The following is a 26,046-nucleotide window of genomic DNA, read 5'->3' on the forward strand; positions in this document are numbered from 1 at the left end:
CCGTTCATCCTTCGAGGCTCGCCAAAGAGGCGAGCACCTCAGGATGACGGAACGAGCGCCGTGCGTGCGAAAGTAACGGGTTGGTGGGATGCCACGTGCGTCCACCGCCGCTGCCATTCTTTGTCCCGTATCCGCCCCCTATTGTGCTGGGGCTCCCCCGCGGTCTATGTGCTCGGGCAAAGCCGTCAGTTCAGGAGATTCCATGTCAGCCCCAGGCCAAAGCCAGGAGCGGAGCGCGAAGGCGCTGCTGCTCGAAGGCGTCAATGATAGCGCTGTCGACATTTTCAGGAGCGCGGGCTTCGCCAATGTCGAGCGGCTGGCCAAGGCGCTGGACGGCGAGGATCTGCGCAAAGCCCTCAAGGGCGTGTCGCTGCTCGGCATCCGCTCGCGCACCCAGATCACCGATGAAGTGCTGGAAGCCGCCGACGGGCTTCTCGCGGTCGGCTGCTTCAGCGTCGGCACCAACCAGGTCGATCTTGCGGCAGCGCGCAAGCGCGGCATTCCCGTCTTCAACGCGCCGTTCTCGAACACGCGCAGCGTCGCCGAGCTCGTGATCGGCGAGATCGTGATGCTGCTGCGGCGCATCTTCCCGCGCTCGGTGTCGGCCCATGAGGGCGGCTGGGACAAATCGGCGACCGGCAGCCGCGAGGTGCGCGGCCGCACGCTCGGCATCGTCGGCTACGGCAATATCGGCTCGCAGCTCTCGACGCTGGCCGAAGCCATGGGCATGCGCGTGATCTATTTCGACCGCACCGACAAGCTGCGCCACGGCAATACCGAGCCGGTCGAGCGGCTGGACGAGCTCCTGGCGCAGAGCGACGTGGTCAGCCTGCACGTGCCGGAGACGCCGGAGACCGCGGGCATGATCGGCGAGAAGGAGCTGCGTGCGATGCGGCCGGGCTCTTTCCTCATCAACAACAGCCGCGGTACCGTAGTCGATCTCGACGCGCTTGCGGGCGCGCTGCGCGATGGCCATCTCGCCGGCGCCGCCATCGACGTGTTTCCGGTCGAGCCCTCCTCGAACGCGGACCGTTTCAAGAGCCCGGTGCAGGGCCTCGAGAACGTCCTCCTCACGCCCCATATCGGCGGCTCCACCGAAGAAGCGCAGGAGCGCATCGGCGGCGAGGTCGCGCGAAAGCTGGTCGATTATTTCATCACGGGCTCGACCATGGGCGCCGTGAATTTTCCGGAGGTGCAGCTGCATCTGCGTCCCGCCGGGGCGCGCTTCAGCCACGTCCATCGCAACGTGCCCGGCATGCTGCGAAGGCTCAACGAGGTCTTCCTCCAGCGCGACATCAACATCGCCGCGCAATATCTGGAGACATCAGGCGACCTCGGCTACGTCGTGCTCGACGCCGATCTCGGCGGCCAGAATTCCGCCGAGCTGCTGCAGCAGATCCGCAGCCTCGAAGGCACGGTCGGCGCGCGGCTGGTGTTCGAGCACTGACACGCATTGACGGCCGGCAGGAGGTCGCATTCAATGCGATCTCCTGACCGATAGAACGAACAAAACCGGGTGGAAACGATGACGCTGACGAGAGCGAAGCTGTGCGCATGGCTCGTGGGCACGGCGGCGGCGCTGAGCGCGAACGCCGCATTGGCCGCGACACTGGCAGAGAATGCAGAGGCGGTCTGCCAAGGTCTCAGCGGCGGCACCGATGCGGTGAAGATCGATTCCGCGACCCTGCAGGCGCCCTCGCAGCTCGTCGTGGCCGAGCGCGGACCGACGCCGTCCGGGCGCGTCACGCCGGCCAATCCCGCCTTCTGCAAGGTGCTCGGTCATATCGACCCCGCCGATCCCAAGGCGCCGCCGATCAGATTTCAGGTCAACCTTCCCGTCGAGTGGAACGGGCGCTCGCTGCAATATGGCGGCGGCGGCTTCAATGGCGTGCTGATCACGGGCCTCGCGCTGCCGCCGGCCTATCCCCTCGACAAGCCCTCGCCGCTCGCGCGCGGCTTCGTCACCTACGGCACCGATTCCGGCCATGAGACCAAGCAGGGCGAGCCGCCGCAGGTCTTTGCGCTGAACGACGAGGCCTTCGAGAATTTCGCCCATCGCGCCTACAAGCGCGTGCGCGACGTCGCGGTTGCGCTGATGGAGCGCGCCTACGGTAAAAAGCCGGAGAAGATGTACTTCATGGGCTCGTCCGAGGGCGGCCGCGAAGGCCTCACCATGGCGCAGCGTTATCCCGACGATTTCGACGGCATCTTCGCCCGCGTGCCCGTCATCAACTGGGTCGGCCTGCAGCATGCCGGCACGCGCTCGGGGCTCGCAACCATGGGCCCGGGCTGGATCAATCCGGCGCAGGTGAAGCTCGTCGGCGAGGCGGTGCGGGCGGCGTGCGACAAGGCCGACGGCTCCGACGATGCGCTGGTGCAGGACCCCGTGGGCTGCAAGGCGGCCTTCAAGGCCGAGACCTTGCGCTGCGAGGCCGGGAAAACCGGCGATCAGTGTCTCACCGACGCGCAGATCAAGGCGATCGAGACGCTGCACGGCACCTACAAATTCCCGTTCGCGCTCGCCAACGGCCTCGACGATTATCCGGGCTGGGGCGTCTCCGGCGAGGACACGCCGGCGATCGGGCCGACCGGCGGCTGGACCGCGTGGTGGCTCGGCACCGCGCCGCCGGCGCAGCCGCCCGCGCCCAACAACGGCATCGCCTGGATCTACGGCGCCGGCGGCATTCAATATGTGTTCGCGCGCGATCCCAAGCTCGACGTCACAACCTACAAGGTGGAGGAGCACAAGGCGCGGCTGCTCGAAGTGTCGAAGCTGATGGATTCGACCGATCCCGATCTCGGCCGCTTCCGCGCCCGCGGCGGCCGTCTCATCATGCTCGAGCACATGGCCGACTACGCGCAGAGCCCCTATGCCGGCATCCGCTATTTCGAGAGCGTCGAGCGCAAGCTCGGCAAGGCCGAGACAGCCGAGTTCGCGCGGCTCTACACCGCGCCCGGCGTCGACCATGTCGGCTCCGGCGCGCCGGCCAATGTCGACATGCTGAGCGTGCTGGTCGACTGGGTCGAGAAGGGCAAGGCGCCCGGCGATCTCGAAGTCGCCGAGCAGAAGGTCGAGGCGCCGTCTTTTGCGACCCTGCGCGCGCTGCCGCTGTGCCGCTGGCCGTCCTGGCCGCATTACAAGTCGGGACCGGTGACCGAGGTGGCGAGCTTCACCTGCGCGCCGTAAGGCGCGACAGGCGGTTGGATGACAGCGAACGTCACTCCGCTGCCATCGCCTGCGCCCCGCCGAGCAGGCGCGCATTGAGCCGGCCGCCGGAGAAGAGCATGTCGTCGAGAGCTTCGTCGATATCGGCCGAGACGACCGAGTTGCCGCCGTCGCGCGCGAGACTGGCTTGCGCCAGTCGCCGCATCAATTCCTTGATGAAGGCGCAACTCGTCCCTTCGCTGCGGCGGGCAGCCTCGATGACGATCACGTCGTCGAGCGGCAGTTCCTTGCCATAGAGGCGCACCAGCTTGCTGCGGCCAATCTCGTCCGGGAGCGGCACTTCGATAGCCTGGTCGATGCGGCCGGGGCGACCGGCCAAGGCGGCTTCCAAGTCCTGCGGCCGATTCGTGGTGAGGACGAAAAGGATGTCGGCATCCTGCTTCAGTCCATCCATCTCGTTGAGCAACCTGTTGAGCATGGTTTCCTCGCACGGCCCCATGTTGCGGCGGTCGCGTGCGATCAGGTCGACGTCCTCGATCACCACCATCGAGGGCTGCAGCAGCCGTGCCAGGCTCATATAGTGGCTGAGAAGGCCGATCTGCTCGGCGGTAATAATCAGGGTCGTGTGTCCAGGCAGATGCGTTGCGAGATAGCGGATCGTATGGGTCTTGCCCGTGCCGGGCGGCCCGTAAAGCAGGATGCCCTTGCGTGTCGATTGCCCGAGCCGCCGCAACTGCTCGCGGGTGCCGACGAAACTCAGCACGTTGCGATCGAGCAGCCGCAGAGTCCGCTCCGGCAGGATCACCTCGTCGCGTCCGACGGTCGGCAGCCGGTGCACATTGATGCCGCTGGACAGGCCGCGGTAGTCGGAAGACGCCTCGAGCGACAGGATCTTGCCGCGATAGGTGCGCGATGCCTGCACGGCGTCTTCGAGCGCGCCGAAGCAACGCTGCACCACGGCCGCTCCGGCGCTTCCCGCGGACACCATGATTTCGATTCGGATGCCGGGCTCGCGACGGGATTCGCGGCTTGCGCAGAGCAGGACCGCATGACGCAAGCCGTCCTGCTCGCATAGCCACAAACCGTTGTCGAGGCACCGCGACGGACTGCTCTCGCCGACATCGACGTCGGAATATTGCAGCGGGACGATGGCCACGGCGCTCCGATCGTCGCGGAGCAGGCGTGCAAACGACAGCGTGTCGTAGTGTTCCTCGGCAAGCCCGAACAGGTCGGCATGCGCAGCCAGCAGCTTGTCGAGCGCGGCCTGAACGTCCACCCGCATGTGGCTGGGAAACTGCCGGCTGGTCGTCACGAGCTTGGTGAGCGGAATGTCCCCGAAGTACGCGTCCAGAACTCCGAACGCATAGGCGAGCTCACCTTCCGTTTCGTGTTCTTGGTCCTGCTCTTCCACTTGCTCCCCCCTGCGCCACGGAGTGCCTCTTTGTCTGCAACTGAAACGAGTGCGGAACAAATAAGGAACACGAGAGCGCGAGAACGTCAAGCGCTTTGACAAGGAAGCCGGCAGGCCCTATTTATTTCGCATGCGAAACAATGGCGCCGACGAGCGGCATCATCGGCTGATCTACCTGCTCAGCGTCGCGCAGCGGCGCGTGCAACGCTGGATGGCGGCGCAGCCGGACAACGAGGTGACGCCGGCGCAGGCTGGGCTGCTGTTCATCCTCGGAAAGCAGGACGGCGTCCTGATGGGCGAGGCCGGCGCGGCGCTCGACATGGGTCCGGCCGGCATTTCCGGCCTCGTCGACCGCACCGAGGCTGCGAAGCTGATCGAGCGGCGGGCCGATCGCGAGGACGGACGCGCCTGGCGCATCTGGTTGACGCCGAAGGGACGCACCGCGCTGGCGCAAGCGAAAGCAGGCGCGGCGGAGGTCAACGCGGCGCTGACGGAGGGATTCACGGCGGCCGAGATCGACATCGTCGCGCGCTGGCTGACCAGCATCCAGGACAAGTTTCCAAGAAGTTCATTCCAATAGAAGGAGAGACCGATGACCGAGCACGTCCGCATCGAGAACAATAGCGGCATCCTCACCCTCACGCTGGCGCGCCCCGACAAGAAGAACGCGCTGACCGATGCGATGTACGGCAAGCTTGCCGACGCCATCGAATCCGCCGAGTTCGATCCGTCCGCCCGCGTGATCCTGATCCGCGGCCAGGGCGACATGTTCACCGCCGGCAACGATGTCGGCGAGTTCGCGGCGGTCGCGGCCGGCAAGTCCGAAGGCAGTCGCAACGTCATCCGCTTCATCCAGTCGCTGGCCCGCTGCACCCGGCCGCTGGTGGCGGCGGTGCAGGGCCGCGCGGTCGGCGTCGGCACCACCATGCTGCTGCATTGCGACCTCGTCGTGCTCGCCGACAACGCGCAATTGTCGACGCCCTTTGTCAGCCTCGCGCTGGTGCCGGAGGCGGCCTCCAGCCTGCTGATGCCGGCCCGCATCGGCCACGTCCGTGCCTACGAGATGTTCGCGCTGGGCGAGACGGTGCCGGCAGGGACCGCGCTGCAATGGGGCCTCGCCAACCGGGTGGTGCCGCTCGACAAGCTCGACGCCGAGGCGCTTGCGCTGGCGCAGCGCCTCGCCCGCCAGCCGCTCGGCGCCCTCACGGCGACCAAGAAGCTGATGCGCAACGGCGAGGTGCTGGTCACGCAGATGCAGGCCGAGGGCGAGCAGTTCGCCCAGCGCCTGCGCACCGCCGAGGCGCGCGAGGCGTTCACGGCCTTTGCCGAACGCCGTCCGCCCGACTTCACCAGGGTTGCGTGACACCGCCGGCCCGACGGGCCGGCAATTAGCATTTGATATAAGCTTAACCGAACATTGGCATGTGACGGTACAAGGTGGCCGCTCGTGAAGAGCAGGTCCCTTGGTCCATGTCGATTGTTAAGAATTCGGTAAGCAAGCTCCTTCTGGCGCTGATGGCGCTTCTGGCCATCGGTGCGCTGACCAGCACCGCGATCCAGATGTTCGGGGCCTTTGGCCGCTACAGCGACAGTCTGGAGACGGCGCGGCTCGCCGCCGCCGACAAGGCGATCTTCCATGGCGTGCTGGCGCTGCGCAACAATCGCGGCGATGCCCAGAGCGCCATTCTCGGCGAGGACGAGCCGCGGGCCAAGCTCGGCGCGGCCGAGAAAGCCGAGCAGGGCGGCTACGACGCCATCATCGCCGCACTTGCCACCGTCGAGTTCGCGCGTCGCGACGAACTTGCCGGCACGCTGAAGCAGCGTTGGGGCGAGGCCGCGCCGCAGTTCCAGCTGTTCTATGACGAGGCCAAGCGTCCGCGCGCCGAGCGCAAGATCGAGCGGACCAATTCCTGGTACGATGCCGTCACCAAGGTCATCGACACCGCGAACCTCGCTTCCACCGCGGTGTCGAACCGCGCCTGGATGAATGATCCCTACATCGCCCGCATGATCCAGGTTCGCCGTTTCGCCTGGCAGGTGCGCGACCGCTATGGCATCCATTGCTCGTCGCTGCGCTCGAACGTCAACAGCAGCAAGCCGCTCGACGACGCCCAGAAGCGGTCCGTGGCGCAGTGGGACGGTACGATCGCCTCCGGCTGGGCCGGCATGGCCGAGCTGCTGGCCGCGCCGGACGTGACGGCGGAGCTGGTGACGGCAGCCTCGGAGGCAAAGGCCAAGACCGACGGCGTCCTCAAGCAGATCAACGATCTCACCAAGAATTTCGACGGCAGCGGCAAGCCGGCGATGCCCGCTTCGGAATGGAACGCGCTGTGCCAGTCGCCGTTCGCGTCCATCGTCGCGGTCGCCAACAAGGCGCTCGACCAGTCGATCGCGCGCGCCGAGACCGTCCAGCAGACGGCCCTCACCAAGCTCGTCGTGCAGTCGCTCGCGTTCCTGCTGGCGCTGGCCGTAACCCTGGCCGGCGTGTTCGTGGTGCGCAATCGCCTGATGCGCCCGGTGCGCGCCATTCTCGATGCCATCGCCCGCATCGGCGCGCGCGACTATGCGACGCCGGTGCCGCAATCCCGGCATCCCGACGAGTTCGGCACCATGGCCGCTGCGCTCGAAAGCCTGCGCGAGAGCGCGGCCACCGCCGAGCGTCTGGGCCAGGAGCGTGAATCGCAGCAGGCGCTGCAGCTCGCCCGGTCCGGCACCGTCGATTCCGCGTGCCGCAGCTTCGACGACACCGTGCAGGCCGTCATCCAGAGTGTCGCGGCCTCGACGCAGGAGCTCGACGCCACCGCCACCGGCATGCGTTCGCTGGTTTCGCAATCGAGCAGCCAGACCGCGGCGGTCTCATCCGCCGCCGAGCAGGCCACCAACAATCTGGAGACCATCGCGGCGGCGACCGAAGAGCTCTCCGCATCCGTCGGCGAGATCTCCGCGCAGGTGCAGTCCAGCGCCCGCGAGGCCCGCGAAGCGGTGTCGCAGGCCGAGCAGACCAACGCGACGGTTGAGATCCTCGATCAGACCGCAAGCCGCATCGGCGAGGTCGTGAAGATGATCAACGCCATCGCCGCCCAGACCAACCTCCTGGCGCTGAACGCGACCATTGAGGCCGCGCGCGCGGGCGAAGCCGGCCGCGGCTTCGCCGTGGTCGCCGGTGAGGTCAAGAGCCTGGCGTCCCAGACGGCGACCGCGACGGAAGAGATCTCGCGTCAGGTCGAGGAGATCCAGGGCGCGACGGGCCAGGCGGTCGCCGCCATCCGTTCGATCGGCGGCGCCATCGGCGGCATCGACGAGAAGATGACGGCGATTGCCGCTGCGGTCGAGCAGCAACGTGCCGCCACCACCGAGATCTCGCGCAACTTCCAGCAAGCCGCGCAGGGCACCCGCGAGGTCACCGACACCATCGGCAGCGTCGCCAGGCTCAACCAGGAGACCGGCAATGCCGGCACGGTGCTGTCGGAGTCCGTCAAGAAGATGTCGGCCGACGCCGACCGTCTCCGCGTCGCGGTCGAGGGTTTCCTGGGCGCGGTGAAGACCGCGTAGTTTCGCCTCATTTGTCCATCCCGACGTCGCGCCTTCGGCATTGCCGCAGGTCCCCGCGGCGGCTACATCTGTGCCGCCGCGCTCCGCGAGTGCGGCGACAGACGTAAGATCTATCAGGGATGGAGAGTTCGATGCCGGTCACCCCACACAAGGCCCAGCGCCCCTATCGCGGCGTGTTCCCGGTCGCGCCCACCATCTTCGACGAGCGCGGCGAGCTCGATCTCGAGGGCCAGCGCCGCTGCATCGATTTCATGATCGATGCCGGCTCGCATGGCCTCTGCATCCTCGCCAATTTTTCCGAGCAGTTCGTGCTCACCGATGCCGAGCGCGAGACCGTGATGCACGCGGTGCTGGAGCATGTCGCGGGCCGGGTTCCCGTGATCGTCACCACCACCCATTTCAGCTCCGCCGTCTGCGCCGCGCGCAGCAAGCAGGCGGAAGCCGCCGGCGCCGCCATGGTGATGGTGATGCCGCCCTATCACGGCGCGACCTTCCGCGTCCCCGAGAAGGGCGTCGTCGAATTTTTCAAGGTGCTTTCGGGCGCGATCAACATTCCCGTCATGATCCAGGATGCGCCGGTGGCGGGCACGCCGCTGTCGGTCGAGCTGCTGGCGCGGCTGGCGCGCGAGTTGTCCAACATCCGCTATTTCAAGATCGAGGTGCCCGGCGCGGCTTCGAAACTGCGCAGCCTGATCGAGGCGGGCGGCAAGGACATCGAGGGTCCGTGGGACGGAGAGGAAGCCATCACGCTGCTCGCCGATCTCGATGCCGGTGCCACCGGCGCCATGACTGGCGGCGGCTACCCCGACGGCATCCGCCAGATCGTCGATCCCTATTTCGCCGGCGATCGCGAAAAGGCCAAGGCCGCCTACGAGCGCTGGCTGCCGCTGATCAACTACGAGAACCGTCAATGCGGCCTGATCGCCTGCAAGGCGATGATGCAGGCCGGCGGCGTGATCAAGTCGGACGCGGTGAGGCATCCGCTGCAGCCGCTGCATCCGGCGACAAGGGCGGGGCTGCTGGAGTTGGCCAAGGAGCGGGATGCAATGGCATTGCGGTGGGGGAAGTAAGTCCCTCCGCCGTCATTGCGAGGAGCCCTTGCGACGAAGCAATCCAGGCTGCATCCGCCGAAAGATTTCTGGATTGCTTCGCTGCGCTCGCAATGACGGAGCCTGCGGAGAGATCTCGGCTAACGCACCAAGACCCACTCGCCGATGATGCGGAATCTTGCCTTCGCATCATCCTGCTTAAACAAAGCGATGCGGTCGATATCGAGCGTTTCGATCCCCAGCGTCGCAAACCTTTCCCGCAGCATTGCCAGGATCGGTCCGCGCCGCTCCGCATCCAGCCGTCCCGTCAGCGTCATGTGGAAGCGGAATTCTTCCATCACGTAGGGGTAGCCCCAGCGGTCGAGATAATCGCGCTGCCGTTCGCTCAGCTTTTCCGGCTTGCGGCGCGCGCGATCTTCCGCCGTCAAGGCTGGGCGGAACGAATCGAATTCGCGGACGCAGTCGGCGGCGAGCTGCTGCAGCGTATCGACCGGCTCGGCCGGAATGACGGCAATGAAGCCGCTGATGGCGTCGACCACGGGTCGGATCGTCGGGATCGGTCGCGGCGTCTGCGCGAAGGTCGCGCAGGCGGTCATCAGCCCGGCTTCAGTCTTGCCAGGGGCCAGCGCCATCGGCGCCTTCAGCGTGCCGTGGAAACCGTATTTGCGGGGATCGGCGGTGACCTCGCGCCAATCCGGCGCGACCTGCAGTGCTTCCCGCGGAAGCGAAACCTCGTCACCGCCATAGGCCTCGTAGCCGAGCAGCTCGGCGCCGAAGGGGGAGAGGGGGCTGTTGCGTCCGGCGGCAAAATAGATCGAGTAGCGGGGAAAACCTGTCATCGCCGCAGCATAACCAATTTATGCCGCAACGATAGCTTCGCGCGGCATCGCCACTGCCGGGAGCAGACGCGTCGCATCGGTGAGATGCACGAGCTTGCCGCCCGAGATCACCGCGATCAACCGCGGTCGCAGCGGCGCGCTGTTATCGACCAGCAGGATGTCGGCGCGGCGGCCTTGCGCCAGCACACCGCGATCCATCAGGCCGGTCGCGCGCGCAGGGCCGGCCGAGACCAGGTCCCAGGCTTGTGTCAGCGGCAGCACGCCGTCGGCGGCGAGGCGGAACGCGGCGAGCAATTGGGCGGGATAATAATAGTCCGACGCCAGCACCGAGCAGAGCCCCTTGGCGATCATGTCGGACGCCCTGGTCCAGCCGGTATGGCTGCCGCCGCGCACGACGTTGGGCGCGCCGTAGACGATGGCATCGCCGTGCTGTGCGGCCGCCCGCGCCGTCTCCTCGTTGATCGGAAACTCCGCGATGTCAGCGCCGAGCTCGCGAAACTCCCGGCGCATCGCCGGCGTCGCGTCGTCGTGCGAGAGCATCCGCACCTCGGCCGCGCGGGCCGTGGTGGCCAGCCGCGACACGGAGGCCGGCACCTCGTCGGCGCGTGACGTCACGCGTTCGACCAGCCGGTCGAATTCCTCGCCCGAAAGCCCCGTGCGCTCCACCATGCGGTTGCGCTTGCGCGGCTTGGCCATGTCGGCCACCGTGCCGTCCATGTGGTCGTTGAAGGCGAACAGATCGACACGACCCTCGCTGAGCCACTGACTGATCTCGGCTTCGGCATCGAGGTTGTAGGTCTCGTGCCGCAGGTGGAAGCGGGTGTCGGCGGCGAATTGCGGACGCTGCCGCTCGATCGCCTCCATCAGGCCGCGCGCATTGTCGCTGCTGCGCAAGCCCGGCTCCCACGAGCAGGTCGTGGCGTGAAACACCGTGGTGATGCCGTTGCTGATGGCCTGGCGATCGCTGTCGGCAAGCGCGACGTCAATGGGGAAGTCGACACCGGCGCGGGGCATCATCTGCCGCTCGAAGGCGTCGCCATGCAGGTCGACGATGCCGGGCAGCACCAGCAGGTTGCGTGCGTCGATCGCCAGCTTCATCCGCCCGCGAGAAGCGTCGATCTCCGTGATATCAGTTCCGGATATGGCGAGTGAGGTTTCGACGAGCTCGGCGCCGATCAGGGCCCGGCCGCCTTCGAGGAAAATGTCTGTCACGCGACCGCGCTTCGCTTGCTGGCAGGGAGAGCTGCTCGTGCTTCGTATGTCGCGAGAAAATCTTCAATCCCGAGCTTGCGGAAATCGGGCAGCGCTTCACGCAATTTGTCGTGATCCCAGTCCCACCAGGCAAGCCGGGCGAGCCGCCCGGCCATCTCCTCCGAGAACCGCCGGCGCACGATCCGTGCGGGATTGCCGGCGACGATGGTGTACGCCGGCACGTCCTTGGTGACGATGGCGCCGGCCGCGATCACCGCGCCGGTGCCGATATTGCGGCCCGGCAGGACGATCGCGCCATGACCGATCCAGACGTCGTGGCCGATATGGATGTGATGCTGGCGCCGCCAGTCGAAGAACTCGGCGTCGTCGCTCTCGCCTTCGAAGTAGGCGCTGGAGCGGTAAGTGAAATGCGCCTGGGTCGCGCGGTGCATCGGATGGTTGCCGGGATTGATCCGCGTCATCGCCGCGATCGAGCAGAATTTTCCGATCGTCGTGTAGGTGATCTGGGCGTCGTTCACGACATAGGAGTAATCGCCCATCGCCACTTCGTGCAGGATGGTGCGCGCGCCGACCTCGGTATAGGCGCCGAGCCTGGTCTCGTGCAGCTTGGCCGAGGGATCGATGGTCGGGTGAACCGAGAGAGCTTTGGCGGCCATGTTGAATCCGAGCTGCGGGGCGGACGTTCCTCTTCGGGCGGCGCGATGACGATGTCATGACAGGGCGATGACAGGGGATGAAGTGTGTAGGATCGCCGCACCGCAACGCGCCTGTCACACAAGTGTTAAGCGCGGGCGTTAGCGGTGGGCTCCAGCTAATCTGGAGCTCTGCATGCTGGTGGTGGATGGTCTGACGTGTCGCTTCGGCGCAAAAGCCGCGGTGGACGACGCTTCGTTTCAAATCTCCCCCGGCGGCTTCGTCGGTGTGATCGGACGCTCCGGCGCGGGCAAGTCGACGCTGCTGCGGAGCATCAACCGCCTGGTAACGCCGACGCAGGGCAAGGTCCTGTTCGACGGCCTCGACGTCACCGCGCTGCGCGGCAAGGAGCTGCGGCAGTGGCGTGCGCGCTCGGCGATGATCTTCCAGCAATTCAACCTGGTCGGCCGGCTCGACGTCCTCACTAACGTCCTGATGGGACGGCTCGCGACGATGCCGGCCTGGCGGTCGCTGTCGCAGATCTGGCCGGAGCAGGACAAGGCGCTGGCGATGTCCGCGCTCGAGCAGTTCGACATCGCTTCGCTCGCCGCGCAGCGCGCCGACCAGCTCTCCGGCGGCCAGCAGCAGCGCGTCGCGATCGCCCGTGCGCTGGTGCAGCAGCCCGACATCATCCTCGCCGACGAGCCGATCGCCTCGCTCGATCCGCGCAACACCAAGATCGTGATGGATGCGCTTCTGCGCATCAACAAGCATTTCGGCATCACCGTGCTCTGCAACCTCCACTCGCTCGATCTCGCGCGCTCCTATTGCGATCGCCTGATCGGCATGGCCGCGGGCCACGTGGTGTTCGACGGCGCGCCGTCCGCGCTGACCGACCACGTCGCCCGCGAACTCTACGACCTCGAAGCCGCCGACGTCATGGGCGGCACGCCCGTGCCGGCGCCCGAGGGCGTGCCGGCACTTGGAACGGCCGCGGCCGCCTGAGAACGCCACACCTGTTTCGCTATCAGTTTTTTGCGTCAACCGACCCCAACCGATGAAGAGGGTAACATGATCACTCGCAGACTGGTTCTCGCCGGCGTTGCCGCGCTCGCGTTCACGGCCTCGGCCTCCGCCGAGGATTGGAAGGCCAAATATCCCGAGCTGACCTTTGCGGTCGTTCCGGCCGAGAATGCCTCCGGCGTCACCGAGCGATGGGCGCCGTTCATGACTTATCTCTCCAAGGAACTGGGCGTGAAGGTCACACTGCGCATTGCCAACGACTACGCCGCCGTCATCGAAGGCCAGCGCGCCGGCAACATCCACATCGCCAGCTACGGCTCGGCTTCGTTCGCCCGCGCCCGCCTCACCGGCGTCAAGACCGATGCCTTCGCCAACGACATCAACGCCGATGGTTCGACCGGCTATTACTCGGTGTTCTTCGTCAAGGCGAACAGCGCCTACAAGAAGATCGACGACCTCAAGGGCAAGAACCTCGGCCTGGTCGATCCCAACTCGACCTCGGGCAACAACGTGCCGCGCTTCGAGCTCGACAAGATGGGCATCCCGGATGCCGACACCTATTTCAGCAAGGTCGTCTTCACCGGCAGCCACGAGAACGCGATGCTGGCGTTGTCGCAAGGAACGGTCGATGTCGCCGCCAACCAGTGGACCACCGACGACGATTCCACGCTGGCGCAGATGCTGACCAAGGGCATGCTGAAGAATGCCGACGGCTCGGCGATGAAGAAGGACGATTTCCGCATCATCCACAAATCGGCACCGATCATCAACGGTCCCTACGCCTACAACTCCGAGCTGCCTGACGACGCCAAGGCCGCCATCGCGAAAGCCTTCTTCGACGCGCCGGCCAAGGACAAGGCGGCGTTCGATCGCCTCCAGGACGGCCAGAAGAAGGGCTTCAATCACGCCACCACCAAGGATTGGGATGGCACGATCGAGCTGATCAAGTTCGTCGACGCGCTGCGTAAGAAGAAGGCGTCCTGAGGTTCGGGACGATGCCACTGGAGCCGGGTCCATCGACCCGGCTCTTTCTTTGACCGGACCTGATTCCACGCCGATGACAACAGCGGTTTCGATCCTCCCCGAGCAGCAGCTTGCCGTGCTCAACGCCGCCTATCGCCGGGCGGTCGGGCGCAAGCGGCTTCGTCTATTGGGAGGATTCGCGATCTTCATGGCGGCGCTGGTCCTCGCCGGGATCGGCGCCGAAGTGAATTTGCGCACGCTCTTCACTTATTTCGGCAATTTCGTCAGCTATTTCGATCGCATCCTCACCCTCGACAGCGGCCAGCGCGTCTGGACCGATGTCGGCGAATGGCTCTGGGGCTGGCGCAAATGGCTGAAGATGCTGGGTGAGACCGTGCTCATCAGCTATGTGGGCACGCTGATCGGCGCCACTCTCGCATTCTGTCTGAATTTCTTCGCGGCCGAGAACACGTCGCCCGCGCCCTGGCTGCGCTTCGTCGTCCGGCGCCTGCTGGAATTCGCCCGCACCGTTCCCGGCATCGTGTTCGCACTGGTGTTCGTGATCGCCTTTGGGCTCGGGCCGATGGCCGGCGTGCTCGCGATCGCCATCCATTCCACCGGCGCGCTCGGCAAGCTGTTCTCGGAGATCGTCGAGAATGCCGACATGAAGCCGGTCGAGGGCATCCGCTCGACCGGGGCGAGCTGGCTGTCCTGCATGCGTTTCGCGATCGTGCCGCAGGTGACAGCGGGCTATGCCAGCTACGCGCTGCTGCGGTTCGAGATCAACGTTCGCGAGGCCTCGGTGATGGGCTTCGTCGGCGCCGGCGGCATCGGCCAGGAGCTCGTCGTCGCCATCCGCAAATTCTATTACTCCGACGTCAGCGCCATTCTGCTCACCATCATCGTCACCGTCTTCATCATCGACATCGCCACCGGCTGGCTGCGCGGCCACCTGTTTGGCAAGGAGGCGCGGACGTGACGCCGCACAAGGTCGATCCGCGCGAGATGCGCGCGCGCTATCCCGATGTGTTCGATCGGCCGGCCTCGGCGCGGCTCGCCTTGCCCGCGACCATCGTCGCGGCGTTCGCGGTCCTGGTCTACGGCCTCGTCGATCTCGATTTTTCGCCGTCGCGGTTCCTCGCGGGGCTCAGCCAGCTCGGCTGGATCAGCCTGATGATGATCCCGCCGGATCCCGGCACCTCGTTGCCGATCTATCTGAAGGCGCTCGGCGAGACGCTGTCGATCGCGCTGCTCGGCACCACGCTCGCCGCCGTGTTCGCTCTGCCGGTCAGCCTGCTGGCGGCGCGCAACGTCGTGCCGTCGATCATGCTGCGCTTTCCGGTACGCCGTTTCCTCGATTCGATCCGCGGCGTCGACACGCTGATCTGGGCGCTGGTCTGGATCAACGTCGTCGGGCTCGGCCCGTTCGCCGGCGTGCTCGCCATCGCCGTGTCGGATTTCGGCGCGTTCGGAAAACTGTTCTCGGAGGCGATCGAGGGCGCCGACCAGAAGCAGGTCGAAGGCATCCGCGCCTCCGGCGGCAGCGCGCTGCACGAGATCCGCTTTGGTCTTTTGCCGCAGGTCCTGCCTGTGATCGCGGGCCAGGTGCTGTACTTCATCGAATCCAACACCCGCTCGGCCACCATCATCGGCATCGTCGGCGCCGGTGGCATCGGCCTGCAGCTCGCCGAGCAGATCCGTGTGCTGGAATGGCAGAAGGTGTCGTTCCTGATCCTGATGATTTTGGTTGCCGTCGCCGCGATCGATTTCGTCTCGAGCAAGCTGCGCTTTGCGATCATCGGGCGGCGGGCGGTGGCGTAGTTTTCCCTTCTCCCCTTGTGGGAGAAGGTGGCGCGAAGCGCCGGATGAGGGGTCCTGTCCACGCATTCAAATGAGAGATGAGCTCGCGGAGAGAACCCCTCACCCGTCTCGCCGCTGCGCGGCGAGCCACCCTCTCCCACAAGGGGAGAGGGAAGAGAGCTACGGCTCCACCAGAAATTCCACCCGCTCGGCCGCGAACCGCGAGTGCTTGGTCACCAGCGGCTTGCCGTCGAGGTCGTGGTCGGTGGCGTCGACCACCAGGATCGGCCGCCCCAGCGGCAGGTCGAGCCGCGCGGCATCCGTCGCATCGACGATGCCGGCGGTGATTCGGGTCGCGCCGCGGCGATAGTCGCGCACGCCGAAATGCGCGAGCAGCTTCGTCATCGAGCGCGTTGCGGCGAACACGCTGCCCGCGCCCGGGAACAGCTCGGCCGACAGCCAGGTCGTGGACACGCAGATCGGCGTACGGTCGGCGAGGCGAATCGCCTCGATCCGCACCAGCGGCGCGCCGGCCTTCAGGCCAAGCTCGCGCGCCAGCTCCCGCGTCGCGACGTCCTCGGAGGCCTCGATCAATTGGCCGCGCGGCTCGCGGCCGCCGGCGCCGACGATCTCGGAGAAGCGCGTGCGTGAGCGCAGGGGATAAGCGAGCTTCTGAGCCTCGACATAGGTGCCGCTGCCGCGCTCGGCGCGCACCAGGCCACGTTCGGCAAGGGCGGCGAGCGCGCGCCGCACGGTGTGGCGGTTCACGCGATAAGTCTCGGCGATCTCCATCTCGCCCGGCAGCTTGTCGCCGGCCGCAAAGCGGCCGTCGGCGATGCCGCGCTCGATGCCGTCGGCAACGAGGCGCCACAGCGCGACGCCCGACGAGGCTGTGTCTTGCATGCTCATATCGCCGGTCAGCCTAGCTCAGAAATCACGGTCTTGTCACGAAACAGTCATGGCGCTCCCGTATGAAGTTGTCTATTATCATAGACAACTTCGGCGCGGCAAGTTCTATCAAAGGTTCGGTGGATCGGGTGACCCAGCACAACAACCAGCAAGCCCAGCGCAAGGCCGCCATGGCCGTGCTGGCGCACGCGGAGGCGGGCGAGATCGCCGCCCGCCTCCGCGACTTCACCCTTCCGGCCCATCAGGACCTGCGCACGCCCGAAAACGGCCTCGTCATGCTGCGCGGCCGGGTCGGCGGCGACGGCGCGCCCTTCAACCTCGGCGAAGCCACGGTGTCGCGCGCGGCGGTGCGGCTTGCGAGCGGCGAGGTCGGCTTCGGCTACACGCTCGGGCGCGACGGCGAGAAGGCGCGGCTGATCGCCCTGTGCGATGCGCTGGTGCAGTCCAGGGATTTCGGCGCCGCGGTCGAGCGCGACGTGATCGCGCCGTTGCGCGCGGAGTTGATGCGCAGGCGCAAGCAGGCGGCGGAAAAGACCGCCGCGACGAAGGTTGATTTCTACACCATGGTGCGCGGTGAGGGCTGAGATCATGACCACGATTGCGGAACTGCCGCCGGGCTTCGCCGACAAGGTGCTGTCGGCGCAATCGACCTTTCGTTCGGTGATGGACGCGATGGCGCGGCCGGGCTCGGTCCAGCGCATCGTGCCGGGTGCGGGCACGCCCGATCGGATGATGCGCGGCACCGCCGCGATCGCGCTGACCCTGTTCGATCACGACACGCCGCTCTGGCTCGATACCGGGATGGCGGAGAGCACGGACGTGCTGAAATGGCTGAAATTTCACACCGGCGCGCCGGTGGTGCAGGATTCCTCGGTCGCAAGCTTTGCCCTGATCGGTGACGGCGCCCTGTTGCCGGCGCTGGAGCGCTTCGCGCTCGGTACCAGCGAATATCCTGACCGCTCGACCACTGTGATCCTGCAGGTCGAGAGCCTCGAGGCTGGACGTCCCTTCGAGTTGCGCGGCCCCGGCATCGACGGCGTCACGATGCTGCAGGCCACGATCACGCCGCACGATCTGTTCGAGCGCCTGCGCATCAACGAGCCGCTGTTTCCGCGCGGCATCGATGTGGTGCTGGTCGCCGATGACGCATTGGTCGCGATCCCCCGCACCATTCGCGTCGTGAGCAAGGAAAGCTGAAGCATGTATGTCGCAGTCAAAGGCGGCGAACGCGCCATCGAGAACGCCCATCGCCTGCTCGCCCACAAGCGGCGCGGCGACCAGGGCGTCGCGGAGATCACGCTCGACCAGATCTCGGAGCAGCTTGGCCTCGCCGTCGATCGCGTCATGAGCGAAGGCTCGCTCTACGATCGCGAGCTCGCGGCGCTCGCCATCAAGCAGGCGCGCGGCGACTTGATCGAGGCGATCTTCCTGGTGCGCGCCTTCCGCGCCACACTGCCGCGTTTCGGCGCCAGCGAGCCGGTCGATACCGGCGCGATGCGGGTGCAGCGGCGGGTGTCCTCGACCTTCAAGGACATTCCAGGCGGCCAGATTCTCGGGCCGACCTTCGACTACACGCATCGCCTGCTCGATCCCTCGCTCGCGCAAGGTTTTGTGCCGGATGTGCCGGCCGAGGCCGAAGCCTCGACGGCGCCGACGCCGCGCGTGACCGACATTCTCGGCCGCGACGGGCTGATCGAATCCTCGCCGCAGGCAGAGGACGGCGCCAGCGTCGGCGATCTCACCCGCGAACCGCTGAATTTTCCGGCGGATCGCGATTTGCGCCTGCAGAACCTCGCGCGCGGCGACGAGGGCTTTCTGCTGGCGATGGGCTATTCCACCCAGCGCGGCTACGGCCGCAACCATCCCTTCGCCGGCGAAATCCGCTTCGGCGAGGTCGAGGTCGAGTTCGCGGCAGAGGACGTCGGCTTTGCGGTGCCGCTCGGCTCCATCGAGCTCACCGAATGCCAGATGGTCAACCAATTCAAGGGCTCGGCGACCGAGGCGCCGTGCTTCACCCGCGGCTACGGCCTCGCCTTCGGCCAGAGCGAGCGCAAGACCATGTCGATGGCGCTGGTCGACCGCGCGCTGCGTGCCCGCGAGCTCGGCGAGGAGGCGCTCGCCCCCGCACAGGACGAGGAGTTCGTGATGTCGCATTCGGACAACGTCCAGGCGACCGGTTTCGTCGAGCATCTGAAGCTGCCGCATTATGTCGACTTCCAGTCCGAGCTCGGCCTGCTGCGCAAGCTGCGGAAGGAATTTGCCGATGCCCAAACGCCCGACGCCATGAAGGAGGCCGCGGAATGAACGCGCCGGCCTATAATTTCGCCTATCTCGACGAGCAGACCAAGCGGATGATCCGCCGCGCGATCTTGAAGGCGATCGCGATTCCCGGCTATCAGGTCCCGTTCGCCAGCCGCGAGATGCCGATGCCCTATGGCTGGGGCACCGGCGGCGTGCAGGTCACCGCCGCGATCCTCGGACCGCAAGACGTGCTGAAGGTGATCGACCAGGGCTCCGACGACACCACCAACGCGATCTCGATCCGGAAATTCTTCGCCAAGACCGCGGGCGTCGCCACCACGACGGCAACGGAGGAGGCGACGGTGATCCAGACCCGTCACCGTATCCCCGAGGCGACGCTGAACGAGAACCAGGTTCTGGTCTATCAGGTGCCGATTCCGGAACCACTGCGCTTCCTCGAGCCGCGGGAGACCGAGACGCGGCGCATGCATGCGCTCGCCGAATACGGCCTGATGCATGTGAAGCTCTATGAGGACATCGCCCGCTTCGGCCACATCGCGACCGCCTACGCCTATCCGGTCAAGGTGAACGCGCGCTATGTGATGGACCCGTCGCCGACGCCGAAATTCGATAATCCCAAGATGGACAATTGTCCGGCGCTGCAGCTGTTCGGTGCCGGCCGCGAGAAACGCATCTACGCGATCCCGCCCTATACGCAGGTGGTGTCGCTCGATTTCGAGGATCACCCGTTCGAGCCGTATCGGTTCAACGCGCCCTGCGCGCTGTGCGCGGCGGAAAATTCCTATCTCGACGAGATCGTCACCGACGACAAGGGTGGGCGGATGTTCGTCTGCTCCGACACCGACTATTGCGAGGGCCGGCAGGCCGCGGGCCATCACGGCAGCCTCAGCGCTGCGCCCTACAAGGAGAAGGTGCAGGAGGCGTCGAATGGCTGATCCGGAGCTGCACGAGAACGACGAGCCGTTGCTGGTCGCGACATCCCTCAGCAAGTCGTTCGGCCGCATCGCCGCGTGCCGCGACGTGTCGTTCGCGCTCTATCCCGGCGAGGTGCTGGCGATCGTCGGCGAATCCGGCTCGGGCAAGTCGACGCTGCTGCAATTGCTGTCGGGCCAGCTCGCGGCGAGCGCTGGCCACGTCTCCTACCGCATGCGCGACGGCATCACCCGCGATCTCGCGACGCTGGGCGAGGCCGAGCGGCGCTTCCTGTTCCGCACCGATTGGGGTTTCGTGCATCAGGACCCCGCGCAGGGCCTGCGCATGGCGGTCTCGGCCGGCGCCAATGTCGGCGAGCGGCTGATGGCGGTGGGCTGGAATCATTATGGCCGCATTCGCGACACCGCATCCGACTGGCTGACCCGCGTCGAGATCGACGTCGCGCGCATCGACGATGCCCCGCGCACCTATTCCGGCGGCATGCGCCAGCGGCTCCAGATCGCGCGCAACCTCGTCACCGAGCCTCGGCTGGTGTTCATGGACGAGCCGACCGGCGGCCTCGACGTCTCCGTGCAGGCCCGCCTGCTCGATCTCCTGCGCGGCCTCGTCGCCGAGCTGCAGCTCGCCGTCATCATCGTCACCCACGATCTCGCGGTCGCGCGCCTGTTGTCGCACCGCGTGATGGTGATGAAGGGCGGCCGCGTCATCGAGACCGGCCTCACCGACCAGGTGCTCGACGATCCCCGCGAGCCCTACACCCAGCTTCTCGTTTCCTCGATTCTGCCGCCATGAGCCCAAAAACATGAGCCAGCCAATGACCGCAACGATCGACATCACCGACGCCAGGAAGACCTTCACGATGCACCTGCAGGGCGGCATCGAATTGCCTGTCGTCAGCGGCGTGACCTTCCAGGTCAATCCCGGCGAGTGCGTCGTGCTTTCCGGCCCGTCGGGTGCGGGCAAATCGTCGATCCTGAAGATGATCTTCGGCAATTACCGCTGCGATAGCGGCCGCATCGGCATCCGCCATCGCGGCGCGCTGATCGATCTCGCCAGTGCCGAGCCGCGGCAGGTGCTCAACGTCCGCCGCGCCACCATCGGTTATGTCAGCCAGTTCCTGCGGGCGGTGCCGCGCGTTGCGACCATCGACGTCGTCGCCGAGCCGCTGATCGCTGGCGGCATGAGCCGGGCCGATGCACAGGCGCGCGCCGGCGAGCTGCTGCATCGCCTCAACATCCCCGAGCGGCTCTGGCAGCTTCCGCCCGCCACCTTCTCCGGCGGCGAGCAGCAGCGCGTCAACATCGCGCGCGGCTTCATCTCGGACCTGCCGATCCTGCTGCTGGACGAGCCGACCGCCTCGCTCGATGCCGCCAACCGCGCCGTCGTGGTCGAGCTGGTCGCCGAGAAGAAACGCCGGGGCGTTGCCATGGTCGCCATTGTCCATGACGACGAAATCCGTCATCTGATTGCCGATCGTATCGTCGACGTCACCAGCTTTGCCGCCGCGGCCTGAAGGACATGGACATGAACGCCCCGAAGGATATCGTGATCGCCAACGCCAGGATCGTGCTGGCCGACCGGGTGATCGAGCAGGGCTGGCTGGCTCTTGCCGACGGTCGCATCGCCGAGATCGGCGAGGGCAGGGCCCCCGCGGGCGCCGAGGACGCTGGCGGCGATCTGATCATGCCCGGCCTGATCGAGCTCCACACCGATCATCTCGAAGCCCATTACGTGCCGCGGCCAAAGGTGTTCTGGAATCCGGTCGCCGCCGTCGTCTCCTATGACGGCCAGCTCGCCACATCAGGCATCACCACCGTGTTCGATTCGCTACGGGTCTGGCGCGAGGACGGCGCCGAGGAAGTCGATGGCCGCGCCGGCGTGCTCGCCGCCGCGATCACCACTGCGCGCGACGCCAGCCTGCTGCGCGCCGATCACTTCCTGCATCTGCGCTGCGAGATCCCGATGCCGAGCGTGGTCGAGGAGGCCAGGGAGCTGATCGACCGCCCCGACGTGAAGCTGATGTCCCTGATGGACCACACGCCCGGCCAGCGCCAGTTCCGCGACGAGGTCAAGCTGCGCGACTATTACCGCGGCAAGGGCGGCGGCAAGACCGATGCCGAACTCGACGAGCTGTTCGCCAAGCGCTTCGAGTACCAGAGGCTCTATGCCGCGGCCAACATGCGCGAGATCGTATCGCTCGCGCATCAGTACGAGATTCCGCTGGCCAGCCACGACGACACCACCGAGGAGAATGTCGCGGACGCCGTGCGCGACCGGGTTTCGGTGGCGGAATTCCCGACCACGCTGGAGGCCGCGCGCGCCCTGCACCAGGCCGGCATCGATATTCTGATGGGCGCGCCGAACGTCGTGCGCGGCGGCTCGCACTCCGGCAACATCGCCGCGGTCGATCTCGCCCGCGAAGGCCTGCTCGACATCCTGTCGTCGGATTACATCCCGTCGAGCCTTTTGATGGGGGCGCTGCAATTGCCCGAGCATGTCCCCGCCATCAGCCTTCCCGAGGCGATCCGCACGGTGACGAAGGCCCCGGCCGAGGCGGTCGGCCTCACCGATCGCGGCGAGGTCGCGACCGGCAAGCGTGCCGACCTGATCCGCGTGCATGTCGCAGGCCACGTTCCCGTCGTCCGCAGCGTCTGGCGCGAAGGACACCGCGTGGCATGAGCGAGACGTCGGCAATGGCGGGGGATGAGGCGGGAGCGATCGGCCCTGGCCGGCTCGTGCTCGTGGTCGGTCCCAGCGGTGCCGGCAAGGACACGCTGCTGCGGCTCGCGCAGGCGGCGTGCAGCGACGATCCCGGCATCGTCTTCCCGCGTCGGATCGTGACGCGCGCCTCGTCCGCTGACGAAGACAACGTCGCGGTCAGCCAGGACGAATTCTGCCGCGCGCGCGACCACGGCGACTTCGCCGTGCACTGGGAGGCGCATGGACATTTTTATGCACTGCCCCGCGATATCGACGACGAGATCCGCGCCGGCCGGGCTGTCGTCGCCAACGTCTCGCGCACCGTGATCGCTGCATTGCGCCGGGCCTATGCCCATGTCGTGGTGGTCGCGATCACGGCGCTGCCGGAGGTTCTTGCGCAGCGGCTTGCCGCGCGCGCCCGGCAGAGCGACGGCAATATCGCCGAGCGGCTCACCCGCAGCGTCGACGACAGATCGGCGCAGGCCGATGTCACCATTCTCAATGCGGGCAGCGCGGATTATCACGGCCGCCAGCTCGTACGGGTTATCAAGGGCGAAGGCTGGCAAGAGGGTCGGCCGGCACAATAAGGAGACTGGAATGTCGGTGATCACTACGGTCGAACAGCTTGAAGCCATCTACGGCGCCGTTGGTGACGCCTCGACCGTGAAAGTCGCCGACCACGTCACGCCGCTCTACCGCATCTTCATCGAGAAGGCGCCGTTTGCGGCGCTTGCCACCATTGGCCCTGAAGGTATCGACTGCTCGCCGCGCGGCGATCTGCCCGGCTTCGTCCGTGTCCACGATCCCAAAACGCTGATGCTGCCGGATCGCCGCGGCAACAACCGGGTCGATTCCCTGCGCAACATCGTGCGCGATCCCAGGGTATCCTTGATGTTCCTCATCCCCGGCTCCGGAAACGCCGTCCGCGCCAACGGCCGCGCTCATCTCTCCATCGATCCCGAGTTGCTGGCTTCGTTCAAGGTCGAGGGCAAGGCGCCACGCAGCGTCATGGTGATGAAGGTGGACGAGATCTACTTCCAGTGCGCCCGTGCCATCGTGCGCTCCGACCTCTGGAATCCCGACAAGCGCATCGACCCCAAGACGCTGCCCACGCCCGGCCAGATCCTCGCCGAGATGAGCGACAACAAGGTCGGCGGCGCCGAGTACGACCGCATCTGGCCCGAGCGCGCCGCGGCGTCGATGTGGTGACTGTTCTTACCCTCTCTCCTTGTGGGAGAGGGTGGCTCGCCGCAAAGCGGCGAGACGGGTGAGGGGTATCTATCCCCGCGAAAAATGTTGCATGCGGATAGATACCCCTCATCCGGCGCCGTAGCCGAAGCTTAGCTTCGGCGTTCTTAAGAACGGCGGCCGCAGGCCGCCTACGCCACCTTCTCCCACAAGGGGAGAAGGGAAGAGGAGGTCGGCTCCCTAATTAAACGCCATGCCACCGCTCAGCGCGACCGTCTGCCCGGTCATGTAGGCATTGTCCACCAGCAGCATCACCGCCTTCGCCACCTCGTCCGCCGTGCCGAAGCGGCCGAGCGGGATGCGGCTGACGAGGCTGGGCTGGCCGCTCATCATGTCGGTCTCGATCAGCGACGGCGCCACCGCGTTGACCGTGATGCCCTCTTTCACCAGCCGCGCCGCGTAACCTCGCGTGAGGCCCTCCATGCCGGCCTTGGAGGCATTGTAGTGCGGGCCGATCGCACCGGCACCGCGCGCGGCGCCGGAGGAGATGTTGACGATGCGACCCCATTTCCGCGATCGCATCGACGGCAGCACCGCCTGCGTGCAGAGAAAGGCCGATTTCAGATTGACCAGGATCGTGCGGTCGAAATCCTCCTCGGTGAGATCATCGATGCCGCGCGTGATGGCGATGCCGGCATTGTTGACGAGGATGTCGATCGGACCGAGCCCGCCCGTCACGCGTTCGATCATGCTGGCCACGGCTCCGGCTTGCGAGACGTCGGCGGCGACGACGATGGCGCGGCCGCCTTGCTTGACGATCTCGCCTGCAAGCTGCTCGGCCTGGCCGATCTGCTCACGGCAGTTGATCGCCACCGCCGCGCCTGATGCGGCCAGCGCGCGACAGACGGCAGCGCCAATCCCGCGCGAGCCGCCGGTCACGAGCGCGGTGCGTCCTTTCAGATCGTTCGCCATCTCCTGGACCTCCCGTTTGTTCCGTTTCGTGGCTTGCCGGAAGCGTACCACACCGGCTTCGCGCCCGCGTTGAACTCATCGCGAGATGAATTCGGTTGCCCGCGCGTGCCGCGGGAGAAACGCTCCAGCGCGCTCGCGGCAAATATGGACGGCCATTTCATTGACCAATCGTGCCAAGCGCTCGATAGTCGCAAGCATCGAAACTGCTCCTCGAGCCCCAAGTCGCCACATGAAAACCGATCGCCAGCGCAATCAGAACGACATGCAAGCGTGCATGACGCGGCGCTGTTTCTCGGCGGCGACCGGCGCCTGTTGTTGTTGCTGACCTCGCCCTCGCAGCATCCACACCGCAAATTTTCAGACAGGAACGCCGAGCCTTCGGCGAGCGAGCAGTCATGCCCCAGTCCAACGCCTACATCATAGAGATCCAGGATCGCGCCGCCGGCATCGTCACGAGAGACCAGCGCGGCTTCCGCTTCTTCTCCTCCGAGCGCGTGTTCGACAGTCTCGAAGGCCGCCAGTTCCGCTCTGCGCGCGAAGCCGAACGCGCCGCGCGCGCGGTGCTGTCCGAGCGGGGAGGCGGTTGAGTTGATTGGCTCCGGCGGGCGGGGATGTCTCGCCGCAACGCGCAAGCTGATCGATCGATCCTTTTCAGCTCCGCAACGCCGCCAGCAATTCGTCCGGCCGCTCGGCCATGATCATGTGGCCGGCGCCCGGCACGACGACGGTCTTCGCATGCGGGATCGCGGCAGCAAGCGCCTTGCCTGCCTTCGCCGGCGTCATCATGTCGCGTTCACCGAGAATGAGCGTCGTCGGCACCTTGACGGTCGCGGCAGCGGCGAGCGCATTGGCGTAGGCATTGCAGGCCGACAGATCCCTGAACAGCACGCCGGGCTCGCACGCCTTCAGCACCGCCTGCGCGCCGCCATGCATCCACAGGCCGGGTGCGAGGCTGCCGCCGAGCTCGGCGTTGAAGCCGAGGCCCCAGATCGACACCATGTCGTTGGCATCCTGCAAATTGGCCTCGGCGGCCTTCAACAGATCCGGGCCGACCGTCATGGTCGCGGCGGTGCCGATCAGGCTCAGCGCCGAGACCTTGTCGGGATGCCGCGCGGCGGTCTCCAGCGAGATCAGCGATCCCATGGAATGGCCGATCAGATGCGCCTTCGCCGCGCCCGCCGCTTCGAGCAGCGCCGCTGTCCAGTCGGCCATCTCGGCGATGCTGCCGAGCGAAGGCCCGGGCGAGCGGCCGTGGCCGGGCAGGTCGGGTGCCAGCACGCCAAAGCCGTGATGGGCGAACCAGCGCGTATGCAGCGCCCAGGTGGAATGGTCGAAGCCGGCGCCGTGAAGGAAGACGACCGTGGGCAGGGACTTGTCGAAGTCGCGGCCGCCGGTGGCGGCGAATACCTCGAGGCCGTTGACGGAGAGCTTCAT

At 66.5% G+C, this 26,046-nt stretch carries 27 protein-coding genes; 20 read left to right on the top strand and 7 right to left on the bottom strand.

Annotation, left to right across the window (positions count from 1 at the left end):
- Nucleotides 1-202 precede the first annotated feature (202 nt).
- Nucleotides 203-1,447 (top strand): phosphoglycerate dehydrogenase, encoded by a 1,245-nt coding sequence (serA, locus tag QRQ56_RS20105; RefSeq protein ID WP_438742536.1) that lies wholly within the window; start codon nucleotides 203-205, stop codon nucleotides 1,445-1,447.
- Between the two features lie 78 nt (nucleotides 1,448-1,525).
- Complete coding sequence (locus QRQ56_RS20110) at nucleotides 1,526-3,187, top strand: tannase/feruloyl esterase family alpha/beta hydrolase (protein WP_438742537.1); 1,662 nt, start codon at nucleotides 1,526-1,528, stop codon at nucleotides 3,185-3,187.
- A gap of 31 nt (nucleotides 3,188-3,218) precedes the next feature.
- Here the strand turns inward: QRQ56_RS20110 and QRQ56_RS20115 are convergent, their stop codons facing one another.
- The gene (locus tag QRQ56_RS20115; RefSeq protein WP_438742538.1) at nucleotides 3,219-4,637 is read right to left on the bottom strand and encodes an AAA family ATPase; all 1,419 of its coding nucleotides are present in this window, start codon (nucleotides 4,635-4,637) and stop codon (nucleotides 3,219-3,221) included.
- 70 nt (nucleotides 4,638-4,707) lie between these two features.
- Between QRQ56_RS20115 and QRQ56_RS20120 the strand changes: the two genes are divergently transcribed.
- The 4 genes from QRQ56_RS20120 to QRQ56_RS20135 all read left to right on the top strand — a co-directional run bounded on the left by QRQ56_RS20120 (nucleotide 4,708) and on the right by QRQ56_RS20135 (nucleotide 9,199).
- On the top strand, nucleotides 4,708-5,157 hold the full coding sequence (locus QRQ56_RS20120; RefSeq protein WP_438742539.1) for a MarR family winged helix-turn-helix transcriptional regulator: 450 nt from the start codon (nucleotides 4,708-4,710) through the stop codon (nucleotides 5,155-5,157).
- A gap of 12 nt (nucleotides 5,158-5,169) precedes the next feature.
- Nucleotides 5,170-5,940 (top strand): enoyl-CoA hydratase, encoded by a 771-nt coding sequence (locus tag QRQ56_RS20125; RefSeq protein WP_438742540.1) that lies wholly within the window; start codon nucleotides 5,170-5,172, stop codon nucleotides 5,938-5,940.
- Between the two features lie 107 nt (nucleotides 5,941-6,047).
- On the top strand, nucleotides 6,048-8,129 hold the full coding sequence (locus tag QRQ56_RS20130; protein ID WP_438742542.1) for a methyl-accepting chemotaxis protein: 2,082 nt from the start codon (nucleotides 6,048-6,050) through the stop codon (nucleotides 8,127-8,129).
- 131 nt (nucleotides 8,130-8,260) lie between these two features.
- The gene (locus tag QRQ56_RS20135) at nucleotides 8,261-9,199 is read left to right on the top strand and encodes a dihydrodipicolinate synthase family protein (RefSeq protein WP_438742543.1); all 939 of its coding nucleotides are present in this window, start codon (nucleotides 8,261-8,263) and stop codon (nucleotides 9,197-9,199) included.
- Between the two features lie 119 nt (nucleotides 9,200-9,318).
- Here QRQ56_RS20135 and QRQ56_RS20140 read toward each other — a convergent pair whose 3' ends face one another.
- The 3 genes from QRQ56_RS20140 to QRQ56_RS20150 are packed head-to-tail and all read right to left on the bottom strand — an operon-like array spanning nucleotide 9,319 to nucleotide 11,885.
- Nucleotides 9,319-10,017, bottom strand: a complete 699-nt coding sequence (locus QRQ56_RS20140) for a DUF1045 domain-containing protein (RefSeq protein WP_438742544.1) — start codon at nucleotides 10,015-10,017, stop codon at nucleotides 9,319-9,321.
- An 18-nt stretch (nucleotides 10,018-10,035) separates the two neighbouring features.
- Entirely contained in the window at nucleotides 10,036-11,229 is a 1,194-nt protein-coding gene (locus tag QRQ56_RS20145; RefSeq protein WP_438742545.1) for an alpha-D-ribose 1-methylphosphonate 5-triphosphate diphosphatase, read from the bottom strand.
- Entirely contained in the window at nucleotides 11,226-11,885 is a 660-nt protein-coding gene (locus tag QRQ56_RS20150) for a chloramphenicol acetyltransferase (protein ID WP_438742546.1), read from the bottom strand. Before QRQ56_RS20150 ends, QRQ56_RS20145 begins: the two co-directional genes overlap by 4 nt.
- A 172-nt stretch (nucleotides 11,886-12,057) precedes the next feature.
- Here QRQ56_RS20150 and phnC point away from each other — a divergent pair, with 172 nt between their 5' ends.
- The 4 genes from phnC to phnE (QRQ56_RS20170) all read left to right on the top strand — a co-directional run bounded on the left by phnC (nucleotide 12,058) and on the right by phnE (QRQ56_RS20170) (nucleotide 15,669).
- Nucleotides 12,058-12,867, top strand: coding sequence for a phosphonate ABC transporter ATP-binding protein (gene phnC, locus QRQ56_RS20155; RefSeq protein ID WP_438742547.1), 810 nt, complete (start codon nucleotides 12,058-12,060; stop codon nucleotides 12,865-12,867).
- 66 nt (nucleotides 12,868-12,933) lie between these two features.
- Nucleotides 12,934-13,869 carry a phosphonate ABC transporter substrate-binding protein gene (gene phnD / locus QRQ56_RS20160; RefSeq protein ID WP_438742548.1) on the top strand — a complete coding sequence of 312 codons (936 nt, stop codon included), beginning with the start codon at nucleotides 12,934-12,936 and terminating at the stop codon, nucleotides 13,867-13,869.
- A 73-nt stretch (nucleotides 13,870-13,942) separates the two neighbouring features.
- Complete coding sequence (phnE, locus tag QRQ56_RS20165) at nucleotides 13,943-14,827, top strand: phosphonate ABC transporter, permease protein PhnE (protein WP_438742549.1); 885 nt, start codon at nucleotides 13,943-13,945, stop codon at nucleotides 14,825-14,827.
- Between the two features lie 26 nt (nucleotides 14,828-14,853).
- Nucleotides 14,854-15,669, top strand: a complete 816-nt coding sequence (phnE, locus tag QRQ56_RS20170) for a phosphonate ABC transporter, permease protein PhnE (RefSeq protein ID WP_438743012.1) — start codon at nucleotides 14,854-14,856, stop codon at nucleotides 15,667-15,669.
- Between the two features lie 159 nt (nucleotides 15,670-15,828).
- Here the strand turns inward: phnE (QRQ56_RS20170) and phnF are convergent, their stop codons facing one another.
- On the bottom strand, nucleotides 15,829-16,557 hold the full coding sequence (phnF, locus tag QRQ56_RS20175) for a phosphonate metabolism transcriptional regulator PhnF (protein WP_438742550.1): 729 nt from the start codon (nucleotides 16,555-16,557) through the stop codon (nucleotides 15,829-15,831).
- Between the two features lie 119 nt (nucleotides 16,558-16,676).
- Here phnF and phnG point away from each other — a divergent pair, with 119 nt between their 5' ends.
- From phnG to QRQ56_RS20220, 9 genes are read left to right on the top strand one after another with little or no spacing between them, the layout of a single operon-like run.
- On the top strand, nucleotides 16,677-17,141 hold the full coding sequence (gene phnG, locus QRQ56_RS20180) for a phosphonate C-P lyase system protein PhnG (protein ID WP_438742551.1): 465 nt from the start codon (nucleotides 16,677-16,679) through the stop codon (nucleotides 17,139-17,141).
- 4 nt (nucleotides 17,142-17,145) lie between these two features.
- The gene (gene phnH / locus QRQ56_RS20185; protein ID WP_438742552.1) at nucleotides 17,146-17,754 is read left to right on the top strand and encodes a phosphonate C-P lyase system protein PhnH; all 609 of its coding nucleotides are present in this window, start codon (nucleotides 17,146-17,148) and stop codon (nucleotides 17,752-17,754) included.
- A gap of 3 nt (nucleotides 17,755-17,757) precedes the next feature.
- On the top strand, nucleotides 17,758-18,861 hold the full coding sequence (locus QRQ56_RS20190) for a carbon-phosphorus lyase complex subunit PhnI (RefSeq protein ID WP_438742554.1): 1,104 nt from the start codon (nucleotides 17,758-17,760) through the stop codon (nucleotides 18,859-18,861).
- Entirely contained in the window at nucleotides 18,858-19,754 is an 897-nt protein-coding gene (locus tag QRQ56_RS20195) for an alpha-D-ribose 1-methylphosphonate 5-phosphate C-P-lyase PhnJ (RefSeq protein WP_438742555.1), read from the top strand. The genes QRQ56_RS20190 and QRQ56_RS20195 overlap by 4 nt, the downstream gene beginning before the upstream one ends.
- Nucleotides 19,747-20,544, top strand: coding sequence for a phosphonate C-P lyase system protein PhnK (phnK, locus tag QRQ56_RS20200; RefSeq protein ID WP_438742557.1), 798 nt, complete (start codon nucleotides 19,747-19,749; stop codon nucleotides 20,542-20,544). Before QRQ56_RS20195 ends, phnK begins: the two co-directional genes overlap by 8 nt.
- Before the next feature lie 22 nt (nucleotides 20,545-20,566).
- The gene (phnL, locus tag QRQ56_RS20205) at nucleotides 20,567-21,265 is read left to right on the top strand and encodes a phosphonate C-P lyase system protein PhnL (protein WP_438742558.1); all 699 of its coding nucleotides are present in this window, start codon (nucleotides 20,567-20,569) and stop codon (nucleotides 21,263-21,265) included.
- Nucleotides 21,266-21,276: 11 nt separating this feature from the next.
- Nucleotides 21,277-22,431 carry an alpha-D-ribose 1-methylphosphonate 5-triphosphate diphosphatase gene (locus tag QRQ56_RS20210; protein ID WP_438742559.1) on the top strand — a complete coding sequence of 385 codons (1,155 nt, stop codon included), beginning with the start codon at nucleotides 21,277-21,279 and terminating at the stop codon, nucleotides 22,429-22,431.
- Nucleotides 22,428-23,039 carry a phosphonate metabolism protein/1,5-bisphosphokinase (PRPP-forming) PhnN gene (gene phnN / locus QRQ56_RS20215; protein WP_438742560.1) on the top strand — a complete coding sequence of 204 codons (612 nt, stop codon included), beginning with the start codon at nucleotides 22,428-22,430 and terminating at the stop codon, nucleotides 23,037-23,039. Before QRQ56_RS20210 ends, phnN begins: the two co-directional genes overlap by 4 nt.
- 10 nt (nucleotides 23,040-23,049) lie before the next feature.
- Nucleotides 23,050-23,661, top strand: a complete 612-nt coding sequence (locus QRQ56_RS20220; RefSeq protein WP_438742561.1) for a pyridoxamine 5'-phosphate oxidase family protein — start codon at nucleotides 23,050-23,052, stop codon at nucleotides 23,659-23,661.
- 219 nt (nucleotides 23,662-23,880) lie between these two features.
- On the opposite strand, the gene QRQ56_RS20225 is transcribed toward QRQ56_RS20220, so the two are convergent.
- On the bottom strand, nucleotides 23,881-24,612 hold the full coding sequence (locus tag QRQ56_RS20225; protein ID WP_438742563.1) for an SDR family NAD(P)-dependent oxidoreductase: 732 nt from the start codon (nucleotides 24,610-24,612) through the stop codon (nucleotides 23,881-23,883).
- A gap of 395 nt (nucleotides 24,613-25,007) precedes the next feature.
- On the opposite strand from QRQ56_RS20225, the gene QRQ56_RS20230 reads away from it, so the two are divergent.
- Entirely contained in the window at nucleotides 25,008-25,199 is a 192-nt protein-coding gene (locus QRQ56_RS20230) for a hypothetical protein (protein ID WP_438742564.1), read from the top strand.
- A gap of 64 nt (nucleotides 25,200-25,263) precedes the next feature.
- On the opposite strand, the gene QRQ56_RS20235 is transcribed toward QRQ56_RS20230, so the two are convergent.
- On the bottom strand, nucleotides 25,264-26,046 hold the full coding sequence (locus QRQ56_RS20235; RefSeq protein WP_438742565.1) for an alpha/beta fold hydrolase: 783 nt from the start codon (nucleotides 26,044-26,046) through the stop codon (nucleotides 25,264-25,266).

Source organism: Bradyrhizobium sp. U531, from assembly GCF_051710265.1.
Classification (GTDB): domain Bacteria; phylum Pseudomonadota; class Alphaproteobacteria; order Rhizobiales; family Xanthobacteraceae; genus Bradyrhizobium.